The sequence below is a fragment of the Streptomyces thermoviolaceus genome, from assembly GCF_045209695.1.
Lineage (GTDB): Bacteria > Actinomycetota > Actinomycetes > Streptomycetales > Streptomycetaceae > Streptomyces > Streptomyces thermoviolaceus.
The window spans coordinates 6,046,240-6,066,002 of sequence record NZ_CP109280.1; the positions used below are offsets into that span (position 1 = coordinate 6,046,240).

General features: G+C 71.3%; 18 protein-coding genes and 1 pseudogene. 12 read left to right on the plus strand and 7 right to left on the minus strand.

Translation table 11 applies throughout. The annotated features are described in order from the left end of the window. Positions 1-68 precede the first annotated feature (68 nt). Positions 69-719, minus strand: coding sequence for a DUF6518 family protein (locus OG899_RS26480; RefSeq protein WP_206345493.1), 651 nt, complete (start codon positions 717-719; stop codon positions 69-71). Positions 720-1,885: 1,166 nt separating this feature from the next. Between OG899_RS26480 and OG899_RS26485 the strand changes: the two genes are divergently transcribed. Together OG899_RS26485 and OG899_RS26490 are read left to right on the plus strand one after the other, a co-directional pair. Next, positions 1,886-2,968, plus strand: coding sequence for an LLM class flavin-dependent oxidoreductase (locus tag OG899_RS26485; protein WP_168131630.1), 1,083 nt, complete (start codon positions 1,886-1,888; stop codon positions 2,966-2,968). A 376-nt stretch (positions 2,969-3,344) separates the two neighbouring features. Then, a complete protein-coding gene (locus OG899_RS26490; RefSeq protein ID WP_168131629.1) occupies positions 3,345-3,521 on the plus strand; it encodes a hypothetical protein in 177 nt (58 codons plus the stop codon). A gap of 46 nt (positions 3,522-3,567) precedes the next feature. Here the strand turns inward: OG899_RS26490 and OG899_RS26495 are convergent, their stop codons facing one another. Together OG899_RS26495 and OG899_RS26500 are read right to left on the minus strand one after the other, a co-directional pair. Next, positions 3,568-4,017, minus strand: a complete 450-nt coding sequence (locus OG899_RS26495; RefSeq protein ID WP_338105790.1) for an AfsA-related hotdog domain-containing protein — start codon at positions 4,015-4,017, stop codon at positions 3,568-3,570. A gap of 64 nt (positions 4,018-4,081) precedes the next feature. Next, positions 4,082-4,834: pseudogene (locus tag OG899_RS26500) on the minus strand (methyltransferase); the annotation flags it as partial. A gap of 512 nt (positions 4,835-5,346) precedes the next feature. Here OG899_RS26500 and OG899_RS26505 point away from each other — a divergent pair. Next, on the plus strand, positions 5,347-6,219 hold the full coding sequence (locus tag OG899_RS26505; RefSeq protein WP_168131627.1) for a sigma-70 family RNA polymerase sigma factor: 873 nt from the start codon (positions 5,347-5,349) through the stop codon (positions 6,217-6,219). A gap of 924 nt (positions 6,220-7,143) precedes the next feature. Here OG899_RS26505 and OG899_RS26510 read toward each other — a convergent pair. Continuing rightward, positions 7,144-7,620, minus strand: a complete 477-nt coding sequence (locus tag OG899_RS26510) for a carboxymuconolactone decarboxylase family protein (protein ID WP_168131626.1) — start codon at positions 7,618-7,620, stop codon at positions 7,144-7,146. A gap of 279 nt (positions 7,621-7,899) precedes the next feature. Between OG899_RS26510 and OG899_RS26515 the strand changes: the two genes are divergently transcribed. Together OG899_RS26515 and OG899_RS26520 are read left to right on the plus strand one after the other, a co-directional pair. Beyond that, positions 7,900-8,721, plus strand: a complete 822-nt coding sequence (locus tag OG899_RS26515; protein WP_168131625.1) for an AfsR/SARP family transcriptional regulator — start codon at positions 7,900-7,902, stop codon at positions 8,719-8,721. A gap of 164 nt (positions 8,722-8,885) precedes the next feature. Further along, the gene (locus OG899_RS26520) at positions 8,886-9,047 is read left to right on the plus strand and encodes a hypothetical protein (protein ID WP_168131624.1); all 162 of its coding nucleotides are present in this window, start codon (positions 8,886-8,888) and stop codon (positions 9,045-9,047) included. A gap of 1,451 nt (positions 9,048-10,498) precedes the next feature. Here OG899_RS26520 and OG899_RS26525 read toward each other — a convergent pair. Further along, positions 10,499-10,768 (minus strand): helicase associated domain-containing protein, encoded by a 270-nt coding sequence (locus OG899_RS26525; RefSeq protein WP_185867919.1) that lies wholly within the window; start codon positions 10,766-10,768, stop codon positions 10,499-10,501. Between the two features lie 429 nt (positions 10,769-11,197). On the opposite strand from OG899_RS26525, the gene OG899_RS26530 reads away from it, so the two are divergent. Further along, on the plus strand, positions 11,198-11,644 hold the full coding sequence (locus tag OG899_RS26530; RefSeq protein WP_229814153.1) for a Ku protein: 447 nt from the start codon (positions 11,198-11,200) through the stop codon (positions 11,642-11,644). Between the two features lie 64 nt (positions 11,645-11,708). Beyond that, a complete protein-coding gene (locus tag OG899_RS26535; RefSeq protein WP_229814423.1) occupies positions 11,709-12,401 on the plus strand; it encodes a nuclease-related domain-containing protein in 693 nt (230 codons plus the stop codon). Between the two features lie 909 nt (positions 12,402-13,310). On the opposite strand, the gene OG899_RS26540 is transcribed toward OG899_RS26535, so the two are convergent. Both OG899_RS26540 and OG899_RS26545 read right to left on the minus strand, forming a co-directional pair. Further along, complete coding sequence (locus OG899_RS26540; protein WP_168131622.1) at positions 13,311-14,246, minus strand: alpha/beta hydrolase; 936 nt, start codon at positions 14,244-14,246, stop codon at positions 13,311-13,313. A gap of 346 nt (positions 14,247-14,592) precedes the next feature. Then, positions 14,593-15,879 carry a CdaR family transcriptional regulator gene (locus OG899_RS26545; RefSeq protein ID WP_125499374.1) on the minus strand — a complete coding sequence of 429 codons (1,287 nt, stop codon included), beginning with the start codon at positions 15,877-15,879 and terminating at the stop codon, positions 14,593-14,595. Between the two features lie 266 nt (positions 15,880-16,145). Between OG899_RS26545 and OG899_RS26550 the strand changes: the two genes are divergently transcribed. From OG899_RS26550 to OG899_RS26570, 5 genes are all read left to right on the plus strand, one after another. Next, entirely contained in the window at positions 16,146-16,757 is a 612-nt protein-coding gene (locus tag OG899_RS26550; RefSeq protein WP_406310854.1) for a DUF3556 domain-containing protein, read from the plus strand. After that, positions 16,667-17,998: a DUF3556 domain-containing protein gene (locus tag OG899_RS26555; RefSeq protein WP_406310853.1), complete on the plus strand. Its 1,332-nt coding sequence runs from the start codon at positions 16,667-16,669 to the stop codon at positions 17,996-17,998. The genes OG899_RS26550 and OG899_RS26555 overlap by 91 nt, the downstream gene beginning before the upstream one ends. A gap of 39 nt (positions 17,999-18,037) precedes the next feature. Continuing rightward, complete coding sequence (locus OG899_RS26560; protein ID WP_268249198.1) at positions 18,038-18,538, plus strand: AMP-binding protein; 501 nt, start codon at positions 18,038-18,040, stop codon at positions 18,536-18,538. After that, on the plus strand, positions 18,535-19,344 hold the full coding sequence (locus tag OG899_RS26565; RefSeq protein WP_406310852.1) for a class I adenylate-forming enzyme family protein: 810 nt from the start codon (positions 18,535-18,537) through the stop codon (positions 19,342-19,344). The genes OG899_RS26560 and OG899_RS26565 overlap by 4 nt, the downstream gene beginning before the upstream one ends. Beyond that, positions 19,341-19,763, plus strand: a 423-nt coding sequence (locus OG899_RS26570; protein WP_406311186.1) for an FAD-dependent oxidoreductase, incomplete at its 3' end; no start/stop codon positions are given. The genes OG899_RS26565 and OG899_RS26570, both read left to right, overlap by 4 nt.

A 19,763-nucleotide genomic window follows, 5' to 3' on the forward strand; every position in this document is an offset into this window, starting at 1 on the left:
GTCCCCGCCGGGCCTGCCGCACGGCACAGCGTTCACCCGGCCCACGTGCGTACCGGGTGTGCGCACGGTCAGCCGAGGACAGTAGTCAGGATCAACTGTATGAAGACGAGGTAGGCCAGCAGCGAGAAGACGACGGCGGCCAGGAGAGACCATGCGCGTTGCCTGAGGGTGTGGCCCATGAGCAGCGGCACGGCGACCGCGACGGCGAGGCAGGCCCATGCCTGGGGGGCATAGTGCAGGATGAAGGCGTAGTGGATGCCCTCCATGCCGAAAACGCCTGCAAGGGCGGCCAGGCCGATGATGCGGCGGCGCGGGGTGCTGCTGCATCGCCACCAGGAGCCCGCCACCCCGAAGAGGGGGCCGGCGACGCATGCCATGCCGAGCCAGACGAGGGGAGCGAGCACAGAGCCCATGCCGCCGCGTGCGACCTCCGCATAGCCGTAGTAGCCGACGACGAGACCCGACTCGGCGCACAGGCCCGCGACGGTGGCTGCGGGCAGACCGGCGTGACGGGCCACCAGGGCGCCTGCGGCGAACGCGGCGACGCACCAGACCGCTCCGGAGTTGGCGATCTGATTCCAGGCTCCGGGAAGCCAGCCCTGAGCCAGGTTGGTCAGGACACCGAGAAGAAGTCCTCCGGCCACGGCCGAAGCCGTGGCACAGGCCCAGACTCTTGCGCTCGTTCCGGGCAGTGAGGCGGTGGCAGGGGACGCGTTCATGTGGTACTCACGGTTTGTTCGGGGGCTGCAGGGGCTCGCGCCCCTCGTTGCGGCTGTAAGGACGCACGGGACCGGTGCGGCGTTCCCTCCGGCCTGCCCGGTCCCCGCCGCCCGGCGAACTCCCTCGTCATTTCTCCACAGGTTCTGCTACAGGGGCGCCGGCCACCGACGCCGAGCGCCCGGGTCCTGCCGGCTGCAACGACGGACAGGCGTCCGCACACGGGACCCGGCAGCCGCAGCCGCAATGGAGACGCCCAGGGGTGACGGCCGGGGTGGGACGGGCTGCCCTGGTTGCCGCGGTGTCGGGTTTCTGGGCACGCAGGCAGCGGTCGTCCGGCAGGGCTCCCGCCGTACGCCGTCACTGATGGCGGTGAGCATGGCGCTGCTGTGGTGCTCAGCGCGCCGTCGCCGGTCAGGGCCGTGCTGTTGTTCGTCCGGGCCACCGAGGCCGGCACCGGACAGGCGCTTGCCCCGGAGCCGAGTCCGCAGGTGCGGCCGTACCGGCCCCGCCGAAGCAGACGTGCCGCCGGTGATGGACGGGCTCCGGATCCTCCCGGCGCCGTCCGGCCCGTACCGAGCGGCCTGCTAGCCGGTGCGCACGTCGGAGACGTGCACGACCTCGGCGTGGTCCCGCCGACACGCCGGGCCGCTGGTCGTGACGGCCGGGGGACGAGCACGTGATCACACGCGGGCGGGCTCCACGCGGGCTCCCCGCCGCAGGGCAGTTGCCCCCGCTCCTCGTGCCTGCCGGTGCCGGACAGCGCGGTCCCGTCCGCCGCGAAAGACAGGCGGTACCTCGGCGAACGTGTTGTCCGGGGCGTGCGTGCACGGACCCCGGACGGAACCCGGACCGCCGTACCGCCCAGCCCCTGTGGCCCGGCCCGGGTCCGCCGGTCGTGCCCGAGTGCACCGCGTCGGCCAGTCACCGCGGCCCTGTCCGGGCAGGGCCGGCGGCCGTCGCCCGCCGTGCCGCTTCGGCGGGGACGTGCCCGGACGGAAATGCGGGGCCGCCGCCCAGCGTTGCCGGAGAAGGGGCCGTGTGTTGCGCTGCGGGCGATCATCGTCCGGTCGCCGGGTGCGGTCGGGACACAAGGGCTCCCGCCATGACCTGACCGACGTGCGTGCGCGGCCACCGGACGACCGTGCCGCCGACCTGGGAGGACACCGTGTCGCCGAGCTCGAAACCACTGCGCAGACTGGGCTTTTTGACCATCGGTCTCTTCGACGGTGCCGATCCCCGTCCCGGCCACGAGAACACACTGAAACTCATCGAACTGGGCGAGCAGCTCGGCTTCGACAGCGCCTGGGTGCGCCACCGCCACCTGCAATACGGCATCTCCTCGCCCATCGCGGTGCTGGCCGCCGCCTCTCAGCGCACGAGCCGCATCGAACTCGGCACTGCCGTGATCCCGTTGGGCTGGGAGAACCCGCTCCGGCTCGCCGAGGACCTGGCCACCGTCGACCTGCTCTCCGGCGGCCGGCTCAACCCCGGCGTCAGCGTCGGGCCGCCGATGCACGCCGACCGGGTCCTGCCCGCGCTGTATCCGGACACCGCCGAGGCGGAGGACTTCAGCTTCGAGCGAGTGCGGCGCCTGCTGTCCTTCGTCCGCGGCGAACCCGCCACCGACTTCTCCGGCTCCGAAGGCTTCGAGGTGTACTCCGACCGCGTCCAGCCGCACTCTCCCGGGCTCAGCGGCCGTATGTGGTACGGGAGCGGCAGCCTGCGGTCCGCCCGGTGGGCGGGCGAGAACGGCATGAACCTCCTGCTCAGCAGCGTCGTCAAGGTCGAGGAGCCCGCCGGCGGCTCCGGGGAGTCCGGCGGCACCGCTGAGGGCACAAGCTCCGGCACCGAGGGCTCCTTCGACTTCGCCGCTATCCAGCTCTCCCACATCCGTGCCTTCCGCGCCCACCACCCCGACGGGGAGCGCGCACGGGTTTCGCAGGGGCTCGTCGTCATTCCGACCGACACCGCGACGACCGCGCAGCGCGAGAAGTACGAGGCGTTCGCGCGGCAGCGGACACCGCGCACCGCCACACCGCAGGGGCCCGCACGCCTGCTCTTCGCACGCGACATCGTCGGCACCTCGGAGCAGATCGCCGAGCGGCTGCACGCCGACCCCGCCTTCCGCGAGGTCGACGAGGTCGCCTTCGCGCTGCCCTTCACCTTCGAGCACGAGGACTATGTGCAGATCCTCACCGACATGGCCACCCGTCTGGGGCCGGCGCTCGGGTGGCGGCCCGGAGGGTGAGCACCCCGCGCTCTGCGTTGCCCATCTGGCATGTTCGCGGGTCTCGCCCCGTCCGAGAGTGGGTCGGTGTGGGTGGACGGGCCGGGCAGTATGCGAAGCGGTGGTGGATTGTGGCGGTGTGAACCGGCGGGGGTGGTGGCTGGGGCCGGCGAGCCGGAACTGTGCCGGTTGCACACCACGGTGCCGTTTGGCTGCGTTGCCGGGGCGCAGCGGGGTGGAGGACGTGCCGGACGGCACCTGCAGGTTCAGCTTGGGTCCGGCGGCCGCGGATGGCCTGCGCGTCCCACGGCGAGGCGTCATCGTGTGCGTGGTGCCCAGTCTCGTGGCTTGGGTGCGCATGATGTCTCAGCGTCCGTCCCCCCGGGGGGTGTCTGCCGTGGCCGGCCTGCTCATCGCCGCGGGCGAGGGGTGGGTCTCGTGGCGCGCGGACGTGTTGACTGCCGTGCAGGCCGCCGGGTTGGTGTTCGCGGAGTGCGGTGGCCGTGTCACCGGCGGCCGCGGCGTCGTCGCCCGCCCGGTCGGCGACGCTTTGCCGAAGGCGGCGGTGGTCTGACCGGAGCGGCCGGCACCGGCTGTGCGCCGCCGGTGATGAGGCGGCGTCAGAGCGTGGCGGGTACCGCGGTCAGGGTGGCGGTGAATGCCGTGCGGTCCTCCTGGCGGCCTGTGACGAGGACATGGTCGCCGGTGTCCGTGTCCCGGGGCAGGGTGCGGGCCTCGATCATGCAGGGGGCGTCCAGTTCCACGTTGTGGGTGAACTCGCCGGCGAGACTGATCGGGAGGCAGGGGTGGCCGAGGAGGGCTGCCGCGGCTTGCCGGGCGGCTTCCGGCAGGACCATGCCCGGTACGTGGTCGACGGAGTGGTCGAAGAGGACGGGGTGGCAAGTGTCCGCCCTCAGCTGCCAGCGGCCGGGTTCCGGGGTGGGGGACAGGACGACGTCCGTGGGGGACACCCGGCCCACGTCGTGCGGCGCCGTCGGGACCGTCAGCGGCAGTGGGGCGCCGTCGCCGGTGCGGGCTGCGTGCAGGCGACGGTAGACGGCTGGGGACACGCAGGTGAACGTGGCGGCACTGGTGCCCGTCCGCTGCTCGTCGCGGTGTATCACCGAGGAGGTGGGCGTCGGCGCCGGCAGGCACGGAGGTGAAGAAGTCACCGCCCTCGACGCGCCAGTGTCCGGCCGGCTCCGGGATGTCGAGGACGTGCTGTGAGACCACGGCGGGAAGGTCGAACAGGGTGCCCGTCAGGTGCGGGTCGCGCCGCGGCACCGCGCGCAGCAGGCCGCCGCGTCCGCCGCCCACGTCGACGGCGCTGCCGGCAGCGGAGAAGCCGCAGGCGCCGGCGACGTCGTCGCTCAGGGTCTCCAAGAACGCGGCCATGCTGGAGTGGAACGCCCGGCCGAAGGCCGGGTCGGCGGCCACATGGTCGTAGAGGGGGACGCCGTACAGGCTCTCGGAGGCGGTGGTGCCGGTGCGGACCGTCGCGTGGAGATGGCCCGCCGACTGCCGGAAGGCGGCCTTTTCGCGCACCACGACGCAGTCCCGCAGCGACCGCTCCGTGTCCGTGCGCAGGGGCTCGGCGAGCGGCGTGAGGGGGAAGCGGCCCTCGTCGTCCTCGCGGAAGTCGCCCTTGGCGGCGAAAAACCGCAGCAGCCGGTACAGGTGCGGGCCGTGGACACCCGCCGCGGCGGCGAGTGCGTCGGCCGTGCGCGGGCTGTCCGCCAGGTGGTCGGCGATGTCGAAGCGGGCAGCGGTGTGCAGGGCCGCCGAGTACGCACATCCCAGGGACAGATCGAGCAGCTCGCTCGTCACCTGTCCGCTGGTGACCTGCCCGCTCGTCACTCCTGCCGCCTCAAGGCGAGCGCCTGCCATCGGTGCCGGTCCCCTCGTCGGCTCAGCATGTGCGTCCCAGCCTGCGGGCGGCCCATCGCGTGGCGCTCGAGTATCGGACGAGCACGGGTATCGTGCGCAGGCGCAGCAGACGGTGAACGACGGTCTGCCTGTGCGGGCGGCCGGCCCGCTGCCCAAGCGCCGGACCGCGGGGCGGACCTGCGGCCGGCTGATGTTCCACCGCCGCCCGGCGCGCGACTGCGACACCCTGCCCGCCCGCTCCCGAGCCGTGATCCGGCCGGCCACGACCGGCCTGATGGCCCGCCGTCTCACCGGCGCAGCACCCGTCCTCCGGCGCGGCCGGCACAGCAGGATCGCACTGCGGTTCCGAGACGAGACCTCGGCAGACAACGACCTCCGCAGACCAGGCGACGCCCTTTGTCACATCTTCGTGCTCCGGGTCGTCAGTACGGGGGCCGGGGGCGTCCGGGGCCGGGAGAATCCCCCCGGCCCCGGACGAACGTCCACCGGCGCCAACCACGAGGGAGAGCCCGATGGACGAACGCGAGTGGCTGGCGCGGCGCTTCGAGGAGGACCGGAGCCGTCTGCGGGCCGTCGCCTACCAGATGCTCGGCTCGCTGACGGACGCCGACGACGCCGTCCAGGAGGCCTGGCTGCGACTCAGCCGGTCGTACGACAAGGGCATCGAGAACCTGAGCGGCTGGCTCACCACCGTCGTCGGCCGGGTCTGCATGGACATGCTGCGCGCCCGGCGCGTCCGCCATGTGGAGCTGTTCGAAGCGACCACCCAGCCGGTGCAGCCCCTGCACGAGAGCGGCGGCACCGCCGACCCCGAGGAGCGGGCGCTGCTCGCCGACTCGATCGGCCTCGCGCTGCTCGTGGTCCTGGAGACCCTCGACCCCGTCGAGCGGATCGCGTTCGTGCTGCACGACATGTTCGGCGTCCCCTTCGACGAGATCGCCCCGATCATCGAACGCACCCCCGCCAACGCCCGGCAGATCGCCAGCCGCGCCCGGCGCCGGGTGCGCGGCGGCACCCCGGCGCAGGACGCGGACATCGCGCGCCGGCGGGACGTGGTCGAGGCGTTCGTCACCGCTGCGCGCGGTGGCAGCTTCGAGGGGCTGCTGGCCGTCCTCGACCCCGATGTCGTGGTGCGCTCCGACAGCAAGGACGCGCCGCCGGTGGTGCGCGGCGCCATGGCTGTGGCGAGGGGCGCGACCATGGCCAAGCTCGCCACGGCGGCCCAGACGGCACTGGTCAACGGTGCTCCGGGCGTCATCGCGTACGCGGATGCCGGGTACCGGGTCATGACCTTCGAGATCGTCGACGACCGGATCACCGAGGTCGAGGTGATCACCGACCCGGAGCGGCTGCGCCACCTGGAACTGGCCGTCTTCGGCGACTGAGTCCCCGCCGCGTCCCGCGTCCGGGTGCCGCCGTCCCGACACCGTGGTGAGCCACGTCACGTGGGGCGGCGGCCTGGTGCGCGGGCGCCGGGGCGTGTCACTGTTGCCGCACGCCTGCCGTGCCCGGAAGGCGGCCACGCGGGCTTGACCGAGTGCCGTGACCGCCTGTCGGCAGGTGTACCGCTCGCCGGTGTGGCGTTTTCCGCCGGCTCTCCCCGGCTCGCCGAGATCAGGCCGGCCCGCCCCCGGTCCGCGCGGCACCCGTGCGCGCTGCCCCCTGCGTCGATCCGGCACCCTCCGGTCCACGGCGGCTCCGCAGAACTCGGGCGCCGCCACCCCGTCACGGTCGGGAGACGCCGGTCGTCTTCTGCCGCACCGTCGACGCACCCGGCCGCCGGTCCCGACGGGACCGAGCCGCCGGCCGGCCGGGCAGCCGCGTCGCATCCGGCCGGGCAGCCGCGTCGTCCCGCGTTCTTCGCCGCGGCGGCCGCAGGGTCGGCGGACGGGGGTGATGCGACCGGAGGGGACGGGGCGGTGCGGGACCGACCGTGGCGGGGATCCCGTGCAGTACGGCGTCGACGGCGACGGCATCGAGACCCGCCCGCGCGGACTGCCCCCGGGTCGCGGCCTTGGTCTCGAAATGGAAGTGCAGCGCGCCCCGGCTCACGGCGCTCATGTCGCCCAGCGGCACGCTGTCCATCGCCTGACGCCCGGCAGGGTCTCGGTCCGGGGTTCCAGTGCCCGGCGTCGTCCGACCGGCTGCGCACACTGCTCGGCGACCACCCGCTGCTCGGCCTCACATGGCCCAGAGTGTGCAGCACAGCGGTCAACTCCCGCTGGAGAAAGCGCCGTCGGACACGACGGCGCCCTGGGCGTACGGGGGCGCCCAGGGCGGTCGGTGCCGGCCGGCACGGTGTCAGGGGTTCAGCCGAGCGTGCCGGGCTTGTAGTGGCCGCCCTGCTGGCGGGTGATGACGCCGAGGCGGTTGGAGGCGTTGATGAGGGAGATCAGGCAGACCAGGGCGGTGAGCTGTTCTTCGTCGTAGTGCTTGGCGGCGTTGTCCCAGACCTCGTCGGGGACGCCGCCGGCGCCGTCGGCGATGCGGGTGCCGTGTTCGGCCAGTTCGAGGGCGGCGCGCTCGGCGTCGGTGAAGACGGTGGCCTCGCGCCAGACGGCGACGAGGCTGACGCGCTCGGCGCTCTCGCCGGCGTGGAGGAGGTCCTTGCTGTGGACGTCGGTGCAGTAGGCGCAGCCGTTGATCTGGCTCACGCGCAGCAGGACGAGGTCCTGGGTCGCCTTGGGGATCAGGCCGCTGTCGAAGACGGCCTTGCTCGCCCCGCCGATCCGCGCGAACACCTTCCCCGCGAGCGGGCTGCCGAAGAGGTTCAGCCGGGCTGTCATGAAAAGGTCACTCCCTGGTGGTCGAAGCAGTCGGTCGCACGTGCCTCTATGACGACGGCGCCCGCACCGATGTGACAACCAGCGGCGTGACCTGCATCACACCCACCCGGCGCCGTCCAGAACCCCCTCACGCACGACTACGGCAGTACGGAAAAAACGGACGGCGGAACTCCCCTTGAACTCGGCTGGAGAAAACCGGCCCTGCGCACGTTCTTCGCTACTGTGCTCGCGACGGCGGGAAGAGTCACCGAGGCGAGTTCTCAACACGGAGGAAAGTCCGTGGAGATTCAGGTTCCGGGACCGCTGAGTGCCGAAGTCAACGGAGGAACGGTCGTCCCCACCGCAGTCAAGCCGCGGCAGATCCTCTCCCTCCTCGCGCTGTACCCGGGACGCGTCATGCCCGTGTCCATGCTCATGGAGGAGATCTGGGGCGCCCAACCGCCGCAGAGCGCCCTCACCACCCTGCAGACCTACATTCTCCAGCTGCGCCGCCACCTCGACACCGCGATGGGCCCCGACGCCCCCGGCACCGCCAAGGACGTGCTCGCCACCCGGCACGGCGGCTATCTGCTGCAGATCCCACCGCAATCCGTGGACGTCCACCAGTACGAGCAGCTGATCACCCAGGGACGCGCCGCCTTCGAGGGCGGCGACGACCAGGTGGCCGCCGACTGCTTCCGCCGCGCCCTCGACCTGTGGCGCGGGCCCGCCCTCGTCGACGTACGCGTGGGACCCATCCTGGAGATCGAGGTGCTGCGCCTGGAGGAAAGCCGCCTGGGCACCATCGAGCGGCGCATAGACGCCGACCTGAGGCTCGGCCGCCACGCCGAACTCATCTCCGAACTCACGGAACTGACGGCACGTTACCCGCAGCACGAGGGCCTGCACTCGCAGGCCATGGTCGCTGTGTACCGCTCCGGCAGGCAGGGCGCCGCCCTCGACGTCTACCGCCGGCTGCGCGCACGCCTGGTCGAGGACCTCGGTGTCGAACCCTCGCCGCAGGTGCGGCGCCTGCACCAGGCCATGCTCTCCGCCGACCCCCAGCTGGACGTCGTGGCAGGCCCCCGCCGCACCTCCACCGTTGACCTCTTCGCGGCCTGACACCCCGGCACCTGCGTGAGCACGAGCAGGACCGAGGAGTCGAAGGAACCCGAAGATTCCTAACGTCACACCCGTCCACGACCGCACCGCCTCCTGGGCGGCACCCACGCGGCCCAGAACGCGGGCCGAGGCGAAGGACGTTGGCCGGAAAGAGGCGGAAGCCGATGGAGCCCGACGAGGCACGGGCCGCGCCGGATCAGGTGTGCCTGCGGCACGGCCGGTCCCGTGCCGAGTATGTGAGGTCCGGCTTCTTACGCGGGCGGCTGCTGCTGTCGGCGCTGATCGTGTTCGTCTCCTTCGCTTCCTGCGACCTGCCGAACCCGTGAGACGGTGTGGTGCTGTTCCTGGTGGTGGCGGTGCTGGGGTGGCAGCTGGCCCTGTATGCGCGGCGGGCGCGTGTGTGTATGGCGCTCACCGGCCGTGCCGGCGTGCTGTCGGCCCGGTGCCGGCGTCGCCCTGGTGGGGTTGTTCGAGGTGCTGTCGGGTGTCGCGGACGCGGGCGGAGTGCCCGTGCCGCACACGCTCGCCAGTGCTGTGGTGTGCGGGCCCGTTCTCGTGGTCGTAGGGCGGGTGGTGGCTGGCGGCAGGCGGCCACTGGCGGTGGGATGGTTGTCGGCGCCCGCGTTCGCATCGGTTGTACCGCACCCGTCGGCACTACCGGCGACGCCCGCTTCCGCTACCTCGCCGTCGTTTTCCCGCCTCGCTGTGCCGCCCGTCTGCTGAGCCCGGCAGGCCGGGGCGGGGGAGCGGCAGGTGCGGTGGATCGCCGACCGAGGTCTGCGTCCAGGGCGACGGCCGCCGTGTCGGCGGCCTGGAGGCGGTCTGTTCCACTGGAGTCGAGCGCGCCGAGTTCGGGCTGCCGTGTCGGCGCAGCGCTCATCTGTGATGGCGTGCTGTCGAGAATTGCCTTCCAGGCCTCGGGTGGCAACGCGGCTCACTCTCGTCGGTCTTGATGGACTTCGCCGCTGTCGGCGCACGGGCACGTTCCTCTTGCGGTCTGGCACACACCCATCACCTGAACTCTGCGTATTGGCGTGATTGCGGAGGGAGGTGTTGTTGGTGCCTGCATCTGCTGGCTGGCGGTACGCCGCCCGCACACACACTGGGAGACATCATGGCGGTCACCAACCTGACCGTCCTGGAGAATGTCCAGCCCACTCTCTCGGGCTGGACCGAGATCCCCGTTTTCTGAACGAGGGGGCCGGTGGCGAATACGTCTACTTCGCGTACGAAGGGACGGTGCTGATCGCCCCGTCGCCGGCATCTGCTTCCTTCTCGGCCAGGAGCAGCCGACGCCTCCCGGCTACGAGAAGATCCCGGTCGACCTGGACAAGGGCGCGGGCGGGGAGTACATCTACACCGCGTTCGCCCGCAGGCCCGGCGACCCTTTCGAGGACCTCGCCGTCATCTCCTCCAGCGACCTGGAGCCAACCCGCCCAGCGGGTTCCAACGGATCGACGTGGACCTCAACAAGGGCGCCGGAGGAAGGTACATTTACTTCTGCTACCGCACCTGACGGACGCTACCGGGCCCGGGACAGGGTCGGGGCGTCAAAAAGGCTCCTCGACGTGTCTCCGCCGAGGGGCCGGCGGGCGGCTGGTTCCGCCTGACCCAGTACGTCCAGTGCCGGTCCGCTCGCGCGCCCTTGGTTCGGCGGGCCGGGACGAACCCGGACCCGGCCAGTACCGTTCTGGACGCACCACCCGCAGGTGCGGCTACGAGTCCCTTGCCGGACAGTCGGAACCACGGCCTTTCGCTGTCGCACGCAAGTTTTGGATCACGGCGTCCTGGTCTCCGGCGGTCGCCGCGGAGCCGTACTGCACGTCGTCGGTGTTCCGGTGGTATGCCCAGTGCGTGCCGATGGCGGAAAGTCGTTGATTCGCTCCGGTGCCAGGGCGACGGCCCGGCTGCGCCGGTTGCTGATCCATGCCCCGAGCCGGATCTCCCGCTCCTCGCTGTTGCCGACGACGATACGGTCGATGTGCTTCCTCGGCACCCGGAGGTGTCCTTCGCGTTCGTCGTACTGCTGAGCGACGGCGTCGCTCATCGCGCACCTGTCGGCATGTGTGCGGCGAGGTCCGGGTCTTCCGTCTTGGCCTGCGGGGTGATGCCGAGGATGTGCCGGCACATCCACTGCTGCACACTGGTGCGTTCGTCCCAGTTGTGTCGGGCGGAGCGTACCCGCCGTCCGAGGTCTTCGCCATGGTTCACGACCTCGCCTGGCACAGGCCGTCGCCGATGCGGCGAGATTCGACGCCTGTCCCGCCCGCGACGTCCTGGACCACCCCGCCGCCCGGTACACCACCCTTGACCGCCGGCTTCCCGTGCGGTATGCGCCGTCGGGCGGACCGATGCGGCGATGCGGGCGATCGCAGGCGGGGCCGAGCTCGGCTACCGGCGGCTGCGCACCGGGCGACCTCACCGAGGACGAACATCAGGCCGCGGCCCAGGACCAGGCCCGTCCGGCCTGGTCACCGTGCCCGTCCATGTCGCTTCCGCGGCTGAGGACCACAGTGTCCACTTCCATCAGGACCATCTGGCCGACATGGGACGGGTCTGCTGCAAGGAGATCTGCGAGCTGGAGGACCGCGAGGCCTCTCAGGGGGAGATCGGCAAGGGCTACCAGGTCAGCCGCGATCGCATCATCCCGATCAGCGACAGCGAGCTGCGCAACCTGCCTCTGCCCACGGCCGAGGGGATCGAGATCGATGCGTTCCTGCCTCCGGCGTCGATTGACCCGATCCGGACCGGTGAGAGCTGCTACATGCTCTCCAGCCTTTCTCGTGCAGCGAGAACTGGCCATTTCCCTGTCCGGTGCCTGAATCCTGCCGAACGCGGCAGCGCGGGTTTTTCCGGTCCGCGGTCCGCGGATTTTTCTGCACGGTGTCACTGCCGACCACTACCGTCCTGGTGCAGGACCTGACGAGGCAGGGGGTGGCATGGCAACGGCCGGGTACCGGGGCGGTGCAGGCGCGAGCGCAAGACGGATGGCAGACGTTGCGCGGGCCGCCGAGCGGGCGGCGCAGCATCGGCGGGCCAAGGTGGTGCTGCCGCTCCTCACGGCGGCCGCCGCGGTGGCCGGCTGGGCTGTGGCCGCTGTGGGGTCCTGGCAGCTCGGCTTGGTCGCCGGGCTCGTCGTAGCCGGGCTGGGCGTGTGGCGGTTGTACCGGCGGGCCCGCAACAGCTGGGCGGTGGGCGCCGCCGGCGAGGCTCGGACGGCGCGGCTTCTGGCCCCGCTCGTCCGCCGGGGCCACGCCGTGATACTTCACGACCGGGCCGTTCCGGGGAGCCGCGCGAACCTGGACCATCTGGTCTTCACGGCCGCCGGCGCGTTCTACATCGACACGAAGAACTGGACGTCGAAAAGGTCCCGGCTGACGGTGCGGGGCGGCACCCTGTGGTACGGCCGGTATGCCCAGTCCCGGGCCCTGCAGACGGTGGTGTGGGAGGCCGGTCAGGCGGCCCGTGCGCTGGGCGTCCCGGTCCGGCCGGTCGTCGCCGTGCACGGGGCGAAGGTCCCGGCGCCGCACGGCCGGCTCGAACTGCAGGGCGTGACCGTGGTGGAGGCGAAGCGGCTGCGCGGCCTGCTGCAAAGCCTTCCACCCCGACCTGGGTGGGACACGGCGCGGATGGCCGCGGTACGGCAGCTGGCGGAACGGACACTGCCCCCGGCTTCCTGACGACGGACGGCAGGGAGGGCCCGGCTGCCTGCGGTCCGCCCCGGTCATTCCGAACGAAGCTGCCTGTGTCAGCCGCACGCGCGGGCGGGACGGAGGGCTGCCGGTACTGGTGCAGCATCAGGCACCGTTCGCCCCGCCGGCACGGGAGCGTTGCTGCCGGGTGGCGATCTCCTGCCGGCGCATGGGGCGATGCATGAACCAGCAGGTGAACCTGGTGACACTGGGCGTCGAGGACGAGGAGCAGGGCAGCATGATCTGCCGCTGCATCATCCGGCGGAACAGCACGCCGCCGACGAACGGCTGCGCAAGGCGGCCAACAGGGCGAACGGTGCCTGACGCGGCTCCAGCGGGCACGCGGGCCCTGGGCCTCCTGCAGGACTGCGCAGCGGCGGCGTGCGTATCAGCACGAGGGGGCCGCATCCGAAACCGCTCGGTACGACACCGGCGCCACCCGGTCCACGGCACGACCACACTGGTGTCCGGCCTCGCTCAACAGCTTCGGGCCGCCGGCCTCCACCATGCCGACCAGCCGTGCACGGGCCCGCCCCGGCCGGAACACCGTTCTGCTCCCGCTGCCTGCGGACCTGCCCGCGTCGGTGCTGAGCGACACCCTGGGCATCAGCATCAGTGCAGCCCTGCGGTGGTCCCGCGAAGCGGCCCGCGACTGGACCAGCCACTCAGCGGCTCGTTCCACGCGAGAGCGGCGCTGAGCGCCGCTGCACGGGACGGCGCACGGCTCGGTTCTGACCAGACCGGATCCGTGCAGCGCTTTCATGCGGCCGGAGCGTCCGCGAGACGGCTCACCCCAGCCGTCGCGGGTCGTCGTGGGAAGCGTTCGCGACCGAAGAGCGGCAGAGGCGATTCGTCCTTGTGGGCAGACCGGGTGACGAGAGCGGTCAGGGACCGGGTTCACGCGTCCTTCACAGGGGGGACGTGGCGGTGCAGGAACTCGATCTGGTCCGTGACAACGGTGCTGAACAAGGGTTCGATGTAGGGGTCGAAGTGGCCGCCTTCGTAGACGCGGACGGTGGAGTGCCGCATCTTGCCCGCTGCCCGTTCGGCGACGCGCATGGGAGTGATCGCGTCCTGCGCGACGATCTGGACCAGGGCCGGGCACGTGATGTTCCCGGCCCAGCGCCGGGGCGAGTAGAAGCCGATCTTCAACGCGATGCGGGCCGCCACGGTGCGGGGGTAGGTGTCCTCCTGCAGCCCCGACTCACGGAAGAGAGCGTGCATGCCCGGATAGGCGTCCGGCGAGGTCATCATGCCGGTGCGGCCGGGAAGGCCGACGCTGGGCACATACACGGGTGCACGGCCGAGCCTGGAGGCGATCGCGTCCCGGATCCCCGGCAGGCCGACCCGGAGAGCGGCCCGCAGGCCCGTCGACCTCACCGCCGCCGGGCCGCTGACGTGCGGGACCTGAGCGATGACGGCGGCGAGAGGCTCTCCCTGGCCGGCGATGGTGATGACGTGACCGCCCGAGAACGAGGTGCCCCACGCCACGACCCGGGTGCGGTCGATCCCTTCGAGCGACCTGGCGTAGCGGAGGGCGGCGCGCCAGTCCTCGTGCTGCATCGCGATGTCCAGGACCTGGCGCGGCTCACCCTCGCTCTCCCCGAAGGAGCGGTAGTCGAAGACCACGACGGCGTATCCGGCGGCGGCGAAGCGCTCGGCGTAGGCGTAGAGCCGCAGCGCACGCACCGCACCGAAGCCGTGTGCCATCACGATGACGGGCGACGGCTGATCCGTGGCGGCGGGCCGGTAGACGCGCGCGGCGCACCTGGTGCCGCCGGAGTCGAACCACTCCTCCGACGTCGTGAACGTGCCGTCGTGCGTCTCGGCCATGGTGCACTCCTCATCTCGCTGTGTGTCCTCACCACTGTCCAGGATGATGGAGGACGTTCGGGCGGTGGGCGCCGGCGCATGCCGCGCGTGCGCGGCATTTCGGCGGCCGCCGCGCCACCGCGGCGTCAGGGACGTGGCGACGATCGCCCCGGAAGAGCCGGAAGCCCTGCGAAGCCCGCCCGTGTGCTGGTGATCCCGCGGTGGGGACGGCGTGATCTCCATCGGGGCGAGGCGCCCAGACTCGCTCGTGCGGACGAAGAAGTCGTCGGCCGGGCAGAACAAAATGAGCGGCTCGTGCCGTCGTCGTGGACCAACCCTTTTGGCCTGTACGGGGATTCGGCCGAGATCACGCAGATCGGGAGAGCACGGCAGGTCCGAGCCAGCGGCATGCGGCCAGCGCGAGCTCGAGATCCAGCCGGTCCTCCTCGATCGGCCGCCCCCGCAACCGCACTGCTTTGTCCACCCGGTACTTGACCGTGTTCTTGTGCAGATGGACCTTCGCCGCGGTCGCGACGAAGCTCTGGTTCTGCTGAAGGAAGACGGTAAGGGTCTCCCGCAGCCGTGCGACACCTTCGTCGTCCTGTGCCAGCCCTCCGAGCATCGATGTGACCAGGTCACGGGCGAGGTCGAGGTCGCCCGCGAGAGCGGCGGCCGCCCTGACCCCGGGCGCGGTGAACGACGTGATCCGCTGGGCCCGCTCGGCCCCGAGGACCGCGACCCGGTGAGCCCGCAAGGCCTGGCGGTGTGTCGCACGGAAACCCGCGAGTCCTGTCCCGACCGCGCCGACCGCGGCCTTCACCTCACCACCCGCCTCACCAAGGATGCGGGCCAAACCGTCGAGGTCGACAGGTGCCCCTGCCCGCAGCGGTATCCAGCCCCAGCCGAGCGAGCGGTCCTGCGGGACGAAAAGCGGCGAGGAGTCCGCACCGACCTCCTGGGCCACGGCACCGGTCAGCTGCCCGAGCAACTCCAGCGGGTCCGTCGACGTCATGCGTTCGTCCGACCACAGGACGAGTCCGAGGTGCTCCCGGCGGAGCCGGTAGCCGAGGACCTGCTCCGCCGCGGCCACGTCCACCTCCTCCCCGGCGAGCAGCGCGCTCAGCGTGGCCGTGCGGATCGTGTTCCGATGCGCCAGCCACCGCTCCCGCTCGGTCTCGTATTCCGCGACGACCTGCTCGGAAACCCGGTCGATGTAGGCGAAAGCGGCGTCCTGGAGCATCTGCAGCGCCGCGAAGGAGACCCTGCCGTCCGGCTCGACGCCGGCCAGCTCACCGGCCACCCACTCAAGGGCGCGCCGGTGGCCGAGGCGGTAGGCGCGCAGCAGGGCGTTCGAGGAGATCTCGCGCTGCGCAAGGCGTCGCGCGTACTCGACGGCCGGCCATGGTGCCTCCACCGTGTCGACCGGGACCCCGTACCGCACGATGTGGAAGAACGTCTTCACGTTGCTCTCCACACTCGCGTGGAGGAGGCCGAGCATCAGCTGGTCTCCGCGAAGCTCCGGGATCGACTCGGCGAGCTCGGCCTGGAGCAGGCGCGCCACCTCGTCGAGCTGCGCGCTCGAGGCCGCGGCGATGTCGGCGACACGGGCGGCCGCACGACGGGCGATCTCCTTGCGGTCCACCCGGGGACCCATGGCTGACCCTTCCTCCTGTCTCGGTTCCCGGGCACAGGTGTGTGATGAGCCCTTGGACCGTCGCACCGCAACGGTAGCCGGAAGCGGGAAGCGAAGACCGATCCGCACCCGCTTTTTCGGTTCGCGCGCACAGTGTCCCAGGTCTTCCCACCCTCCTGAAGTCCGTGCGTCCAGATCGCGTGACGCGGCCCTCGGAAGCAGGCGGCGTGCCCCTTACGGGCGGTCACCGATGCGTGCCGTCCGGGCCACCACCGACAGGAGCACCCTTGGGATTCGTCAAACCGTCTCCGCAGCCGGTCGAGCCGACGGTCTTCTTGAAGCTTCCCCTGCGCGAACGCGTGCGCATCCTCAGCACCCACTGGGCCGACGACGGCTTCGGCACACCGCGGGCGCTGCACATCATGTACATCGTCAAGATGCTCGGCCTCTGCTTCGGCGTCGGCATCCGGATCGCGTCGGCGACGTCCGGGACCGAGTTCACCGACATCGGCAGCTGGTACCACGACATCGTCGTGCACCACAAGCTCGCCGTGTGGCTGATGCTGCTGGAGGTGACCGGACTCGGTGGTGCCTTCGGGCCCTTGTGCGGCCACTTCCGCCCGATGATCGGCAACATCCGGTACTGGATCCGTCCCGGCACGGTCCGCATGGCGCCCTGGGGCAGCCGCGTGCCGTTCACCGGCGGCGACGAGCGCACCTGGTTCGACGTGGCGCTCTTCGCCGGCGTGCTCGCCGCCCTCGTCTACCCGCCGCCCTCGTCTACCCGCTGGCCGCGCAGGCCGAGCCTGTGCCGGGCGAGTTCCTCCCGGCGGGCACCGGCCCGCAGGAGCTCGTCCCACCGCACTGCTTCCTCCCGGTCCTCGTCCTCATGCCCCTGATGGGCTTGCGGGACAAGGTCATCTTCCTGGCCGGCCGGTCCGAGCAGTACCTGCCGGTCATGCTGTTCTCCGCGCTGATGGGGAGCATCGGCGGCGCCGCGGACTTCGTCGACCTCGTCGTGGTGTTCAAGATCGTGACGTGCGTCGTGTGGACAGGTGCCGGTGTGTCCAAGATCGGTGCCCACTTCGAGCACGTCGTGCCGCCGACGGTCTCCAACAGCCCGGCCATGCCCGGACGAGTCAAGCGTCTGCACTACCGGGACGTCCCGAACGACCTGCGCCCCTCCCGTGTCGCCTGGTCCATGGCTCACATCGGCGGCACCGCCGTCGAGATCATCATCCCGATCACCCTGCTGCTCACGACGAACGCGACCGTGGCACTGATCGGCGCGCTGTGCATGCTGGCCTTCCACCTCTTCATCGCCTCGACATTCCCGATCGCCGTCCCCCTGGAGTGGAACGTCTTCTTCGGGTTCACCGCGATCGTCCTGTGGGTCGGGTTCGATCCCGGCACATACACCATCGTCAACTTCTCACAGCCGGTCCTGCTCGTCCCGGTCCTGGCGCTGCTGGCGTTCGGGCCGGTCCTGGGCAACCTGCGCCCCGACCTCGTCTCCTTCCTGCCCTCCATGCGCCAGTACGCCGGGAACTGGGCCTCGTCCGTGTGGGCGATGAAGCCCGGCGTGGAGGAGCGGCTCAACGAGCTGCCCGGGGTGGAGAACCAGATCGACCAGCTGCAGCGCATGATCCCGACTCCGTACGAACGTGACGACGCCGAGATGACGTTGCAGAAGGCACTCGCCTGGCGCTCGATGCACAGCCAGGGGCGCGGCCTGTTCTCCCTCCTGTATGCACACCTCGCCGACATCGAGACACGCACCGTCCGCGAGGGGGAGTTCGTGTGCAACACCATCCTCGGTTTCAACGTCGGCGACGGCCACATGCATGACGCCCGCCTCGTCGCAGCCGTGCAGAAACGCCTCAGCCTCCAGCCCGGCGACCTGGTCGTGGTCTGGGCCGAGTCCCAGCCCGTCCACCGGCGCACCCAGCGGTATGAGGTGATCGACGCCGCCCTGGGCGTGGTCGAGCGGGGCACCTGGAAGGTCGCCGACTGCGTAGCGGAGCAGCCGTGGCTGCCCAACGGTCCCGTCCCGCTGAACGTCACCTGGACCGCCACCGGCTACCACCGTCGGCAGACCCTGGGAGCGGACCCGAACCGATGCGACGCAACCTCCGACTGACCCCTCCCCGCCGCCCCCTGTCCTCCCGGAGGCCATCACATGCACGTCGCCTCTCTCCCCTCCGAACGCGCCGGCACCAGGCCCGACAAACCGTGCCTCTCCGACGAGACGGTCGGCACGCTCACCAACCAGGCATGCGCGGCACGCCTCGAAACAGCGTCCCGTGCGTTGGCGACCCACGAAGCGGCTCGCGGCACGGTGGCCGCGGTCCGACTGCCCAACCGCGTGAACACCGTGGTCACGCTGTTCACCGCCTGGCGCCCCGGCGCCGCCGTTACACCGGTGAACCCCGCCCCGGCCCACGGTGAGACCGAATACCAGATCACCGACTCCACAGCACGCGTGCCGGTCACCCACGACGGCCTGTCGCCGGAGGGCGTCACAACGCTCGCGCCCGAGCACCTCGCAGCGCCCTGTGCGGGAGCCGACGCGGACCCGGCCGAACCGGACCTCGACGACCTGGCCCCGCTCGTTGGCACAAGCGGCACCACCGCACCTCCCAAGGGCGTGAACTCACCGACGCCGGCCTTGACGCGATGACGGGAACCATGGTCGAGGCACTGTCGCTCGGCGAGCGCGACCACAGCCTGCTGATCCTGCCGCTGTTCCACGTGAACGGCATCGTGGTCAGCATCCTGCCGCCCCTGCGAGCGGGCGGACAGGCAACCATCGCCGGACGCTTCGACCCCCACACCTTCTTCGCGACCCTCGAAACAGTGCGTCCCGCCTACTTACCCGGCATCCCGGCGATCTGCGCGATGCTCGCGAACCTGCCCGCAGAGGTCGAGCCGGACACCGGCTCACTGCGCTTCGTCGCCTGCGCAGCGGCCCCGACACCGGCCGCACTCATCCGCCGGGCCGAGGAACGCTTCGGCGTGGTGCTCATCGCCGGCCACGGGCTCTCCGAGGGCACCTGCGCTTCGACGAGCAACCCGCTCGACGGTGTCCGCAAGCCCGGCACGGTCGGCGTGGCCCTCCTCGGCCAGACGGTCGCCGTCATGGCCCCCGACGACACCCTCGTGCCGACGGGCGAGCGCGGCGAGATCGAACACACCATCCACGCGCACCCCGCCGTCCTCGAGGCCGCGGTGGTCGGCCGTCCCCACCCGGTCATGGGCGAGGAGCCCGTCGCGTTCGTTGCCCTGAGGGAAGGCGCGTTGCCCGACGAGGACGAACTCGTCGCGTTCCTGACGCAGCGGATCGCGAAGGACGAACTGCCGACCTCGGTGACCTTCGTCGACGAGGTGCCGAACAATCCCCCCGGCAAGTTCGACAAGGCGCCACTGCGCGCCGCCGTCGCTGCGACACACACAGCAGCCGCAGGCCCGGACGAGGAGACACCGTGACGACCGCAGTCGTCGTCGGCAGCGGCCCCAACGGACTCGCGGCCGCGCTCGTGCTGGCCGACGCCGGGATCCGGGTGCGCGTCATCGAGGCCGCCGACACCCTGGGAGGCGGCACCCGCTCGGCGGAACTGACCCTTCCGGGACTCGTGCACGACGTGTGCGCGGCGATCCACCCAATGGCGGTCGCCACACGGTTCTCCCAGGCCTTCGACCTCGCCGAACACGGCCTGCAGTGGGCGGAACCGCCGGTGCAGTACTCCCACCCGCTCGACCATGGACGCGGCGCCGCCGCCTACCGCTCCGCCGAGAAGACCGGCCGCCACCTCGGAGGACGCGACGGCCGCACCTGGACCCGCGTGTTCGGCTCGCTGACCGACCGCTTCGACACGATCGCCGACGAGTTCCTGCGACCGGTGCTC

Excerpts from the sequence above, each read along its gene's own strand:
- OG899_RS26480 (WP_206345493.1), bottom strand. The coding sequence starts at position 719 with ATGAACGCGTCCCCTGCCACCGCCTCACTGCCCGGAACGAGCGCAAGA.
- OG899_RS26560 (WP_268249198.1), top strand. The coding sequence starts at position 18,038 with ATGCACGTCGCCTCTCTCCCCTCCGAACGCGCCGGCACCAGGCCCGAC.
- OG899_RS26540 (WP_168131622.1), bottom strand. The coding sequence starts at position 14,246 with ATGGCCGAGACGCACGACGGCACGTTCACGACGTCGGAGGAGTGGTTC.
- OG899_RS26505 (WP_168131627.1), top strand. The coding sequence starts at position 5,347 with ATGGACGAACGCGAGTGGCTGGCGCGGCGCTTCGAGGAGGACCGGAGC.
- OG899_RS26520 (WP_168131624.1), top strand. The coding sequence starts at position 8,886 with ATGGAGCCCGACGAGGCACGGGCCGCGCCGGATCAGGTGTGCCTGCGG.
- OG899_RS26545 (WP_125499374.1), bottom strand. The coding sequence starts at position 15,879 with ATGGGTCCCCGGGTGGACCGCAAGGAGATCGCCCGTCGTGCGGCCGCC.
- OG899_RS26565 (WP_406310852.1), top strand. The coding sequence starts at position 18,535 with ATGACGGGAACCATGGTCGAGGCACTGTCGCTCGGCGAGCGCGACCAC.
- OG899_RS26510 (WP_168131626.1), bottom strand. The coding sequence starts at position 7,620 with ATGACAGCCCGGCTGAACCTCTTCGGCAGCCCGCTCGCGGGGAAGGTG.
- OG899_RS26535 (WP_229814423.1), top strand. The coding sequence starts at position 11,709 with ATGGCAGACGTTGCGCGGGCCGCCGAGCGGGCGGCGCAGCATCGGCGG.
- OG899_RS26525 (WP_185867919.1), bottom strand. The coding sequence starts at position 10,768 with ATGAGCGACGCCGTCGCTCAGCAGTACGACGAACGCGAAGGACACCTC.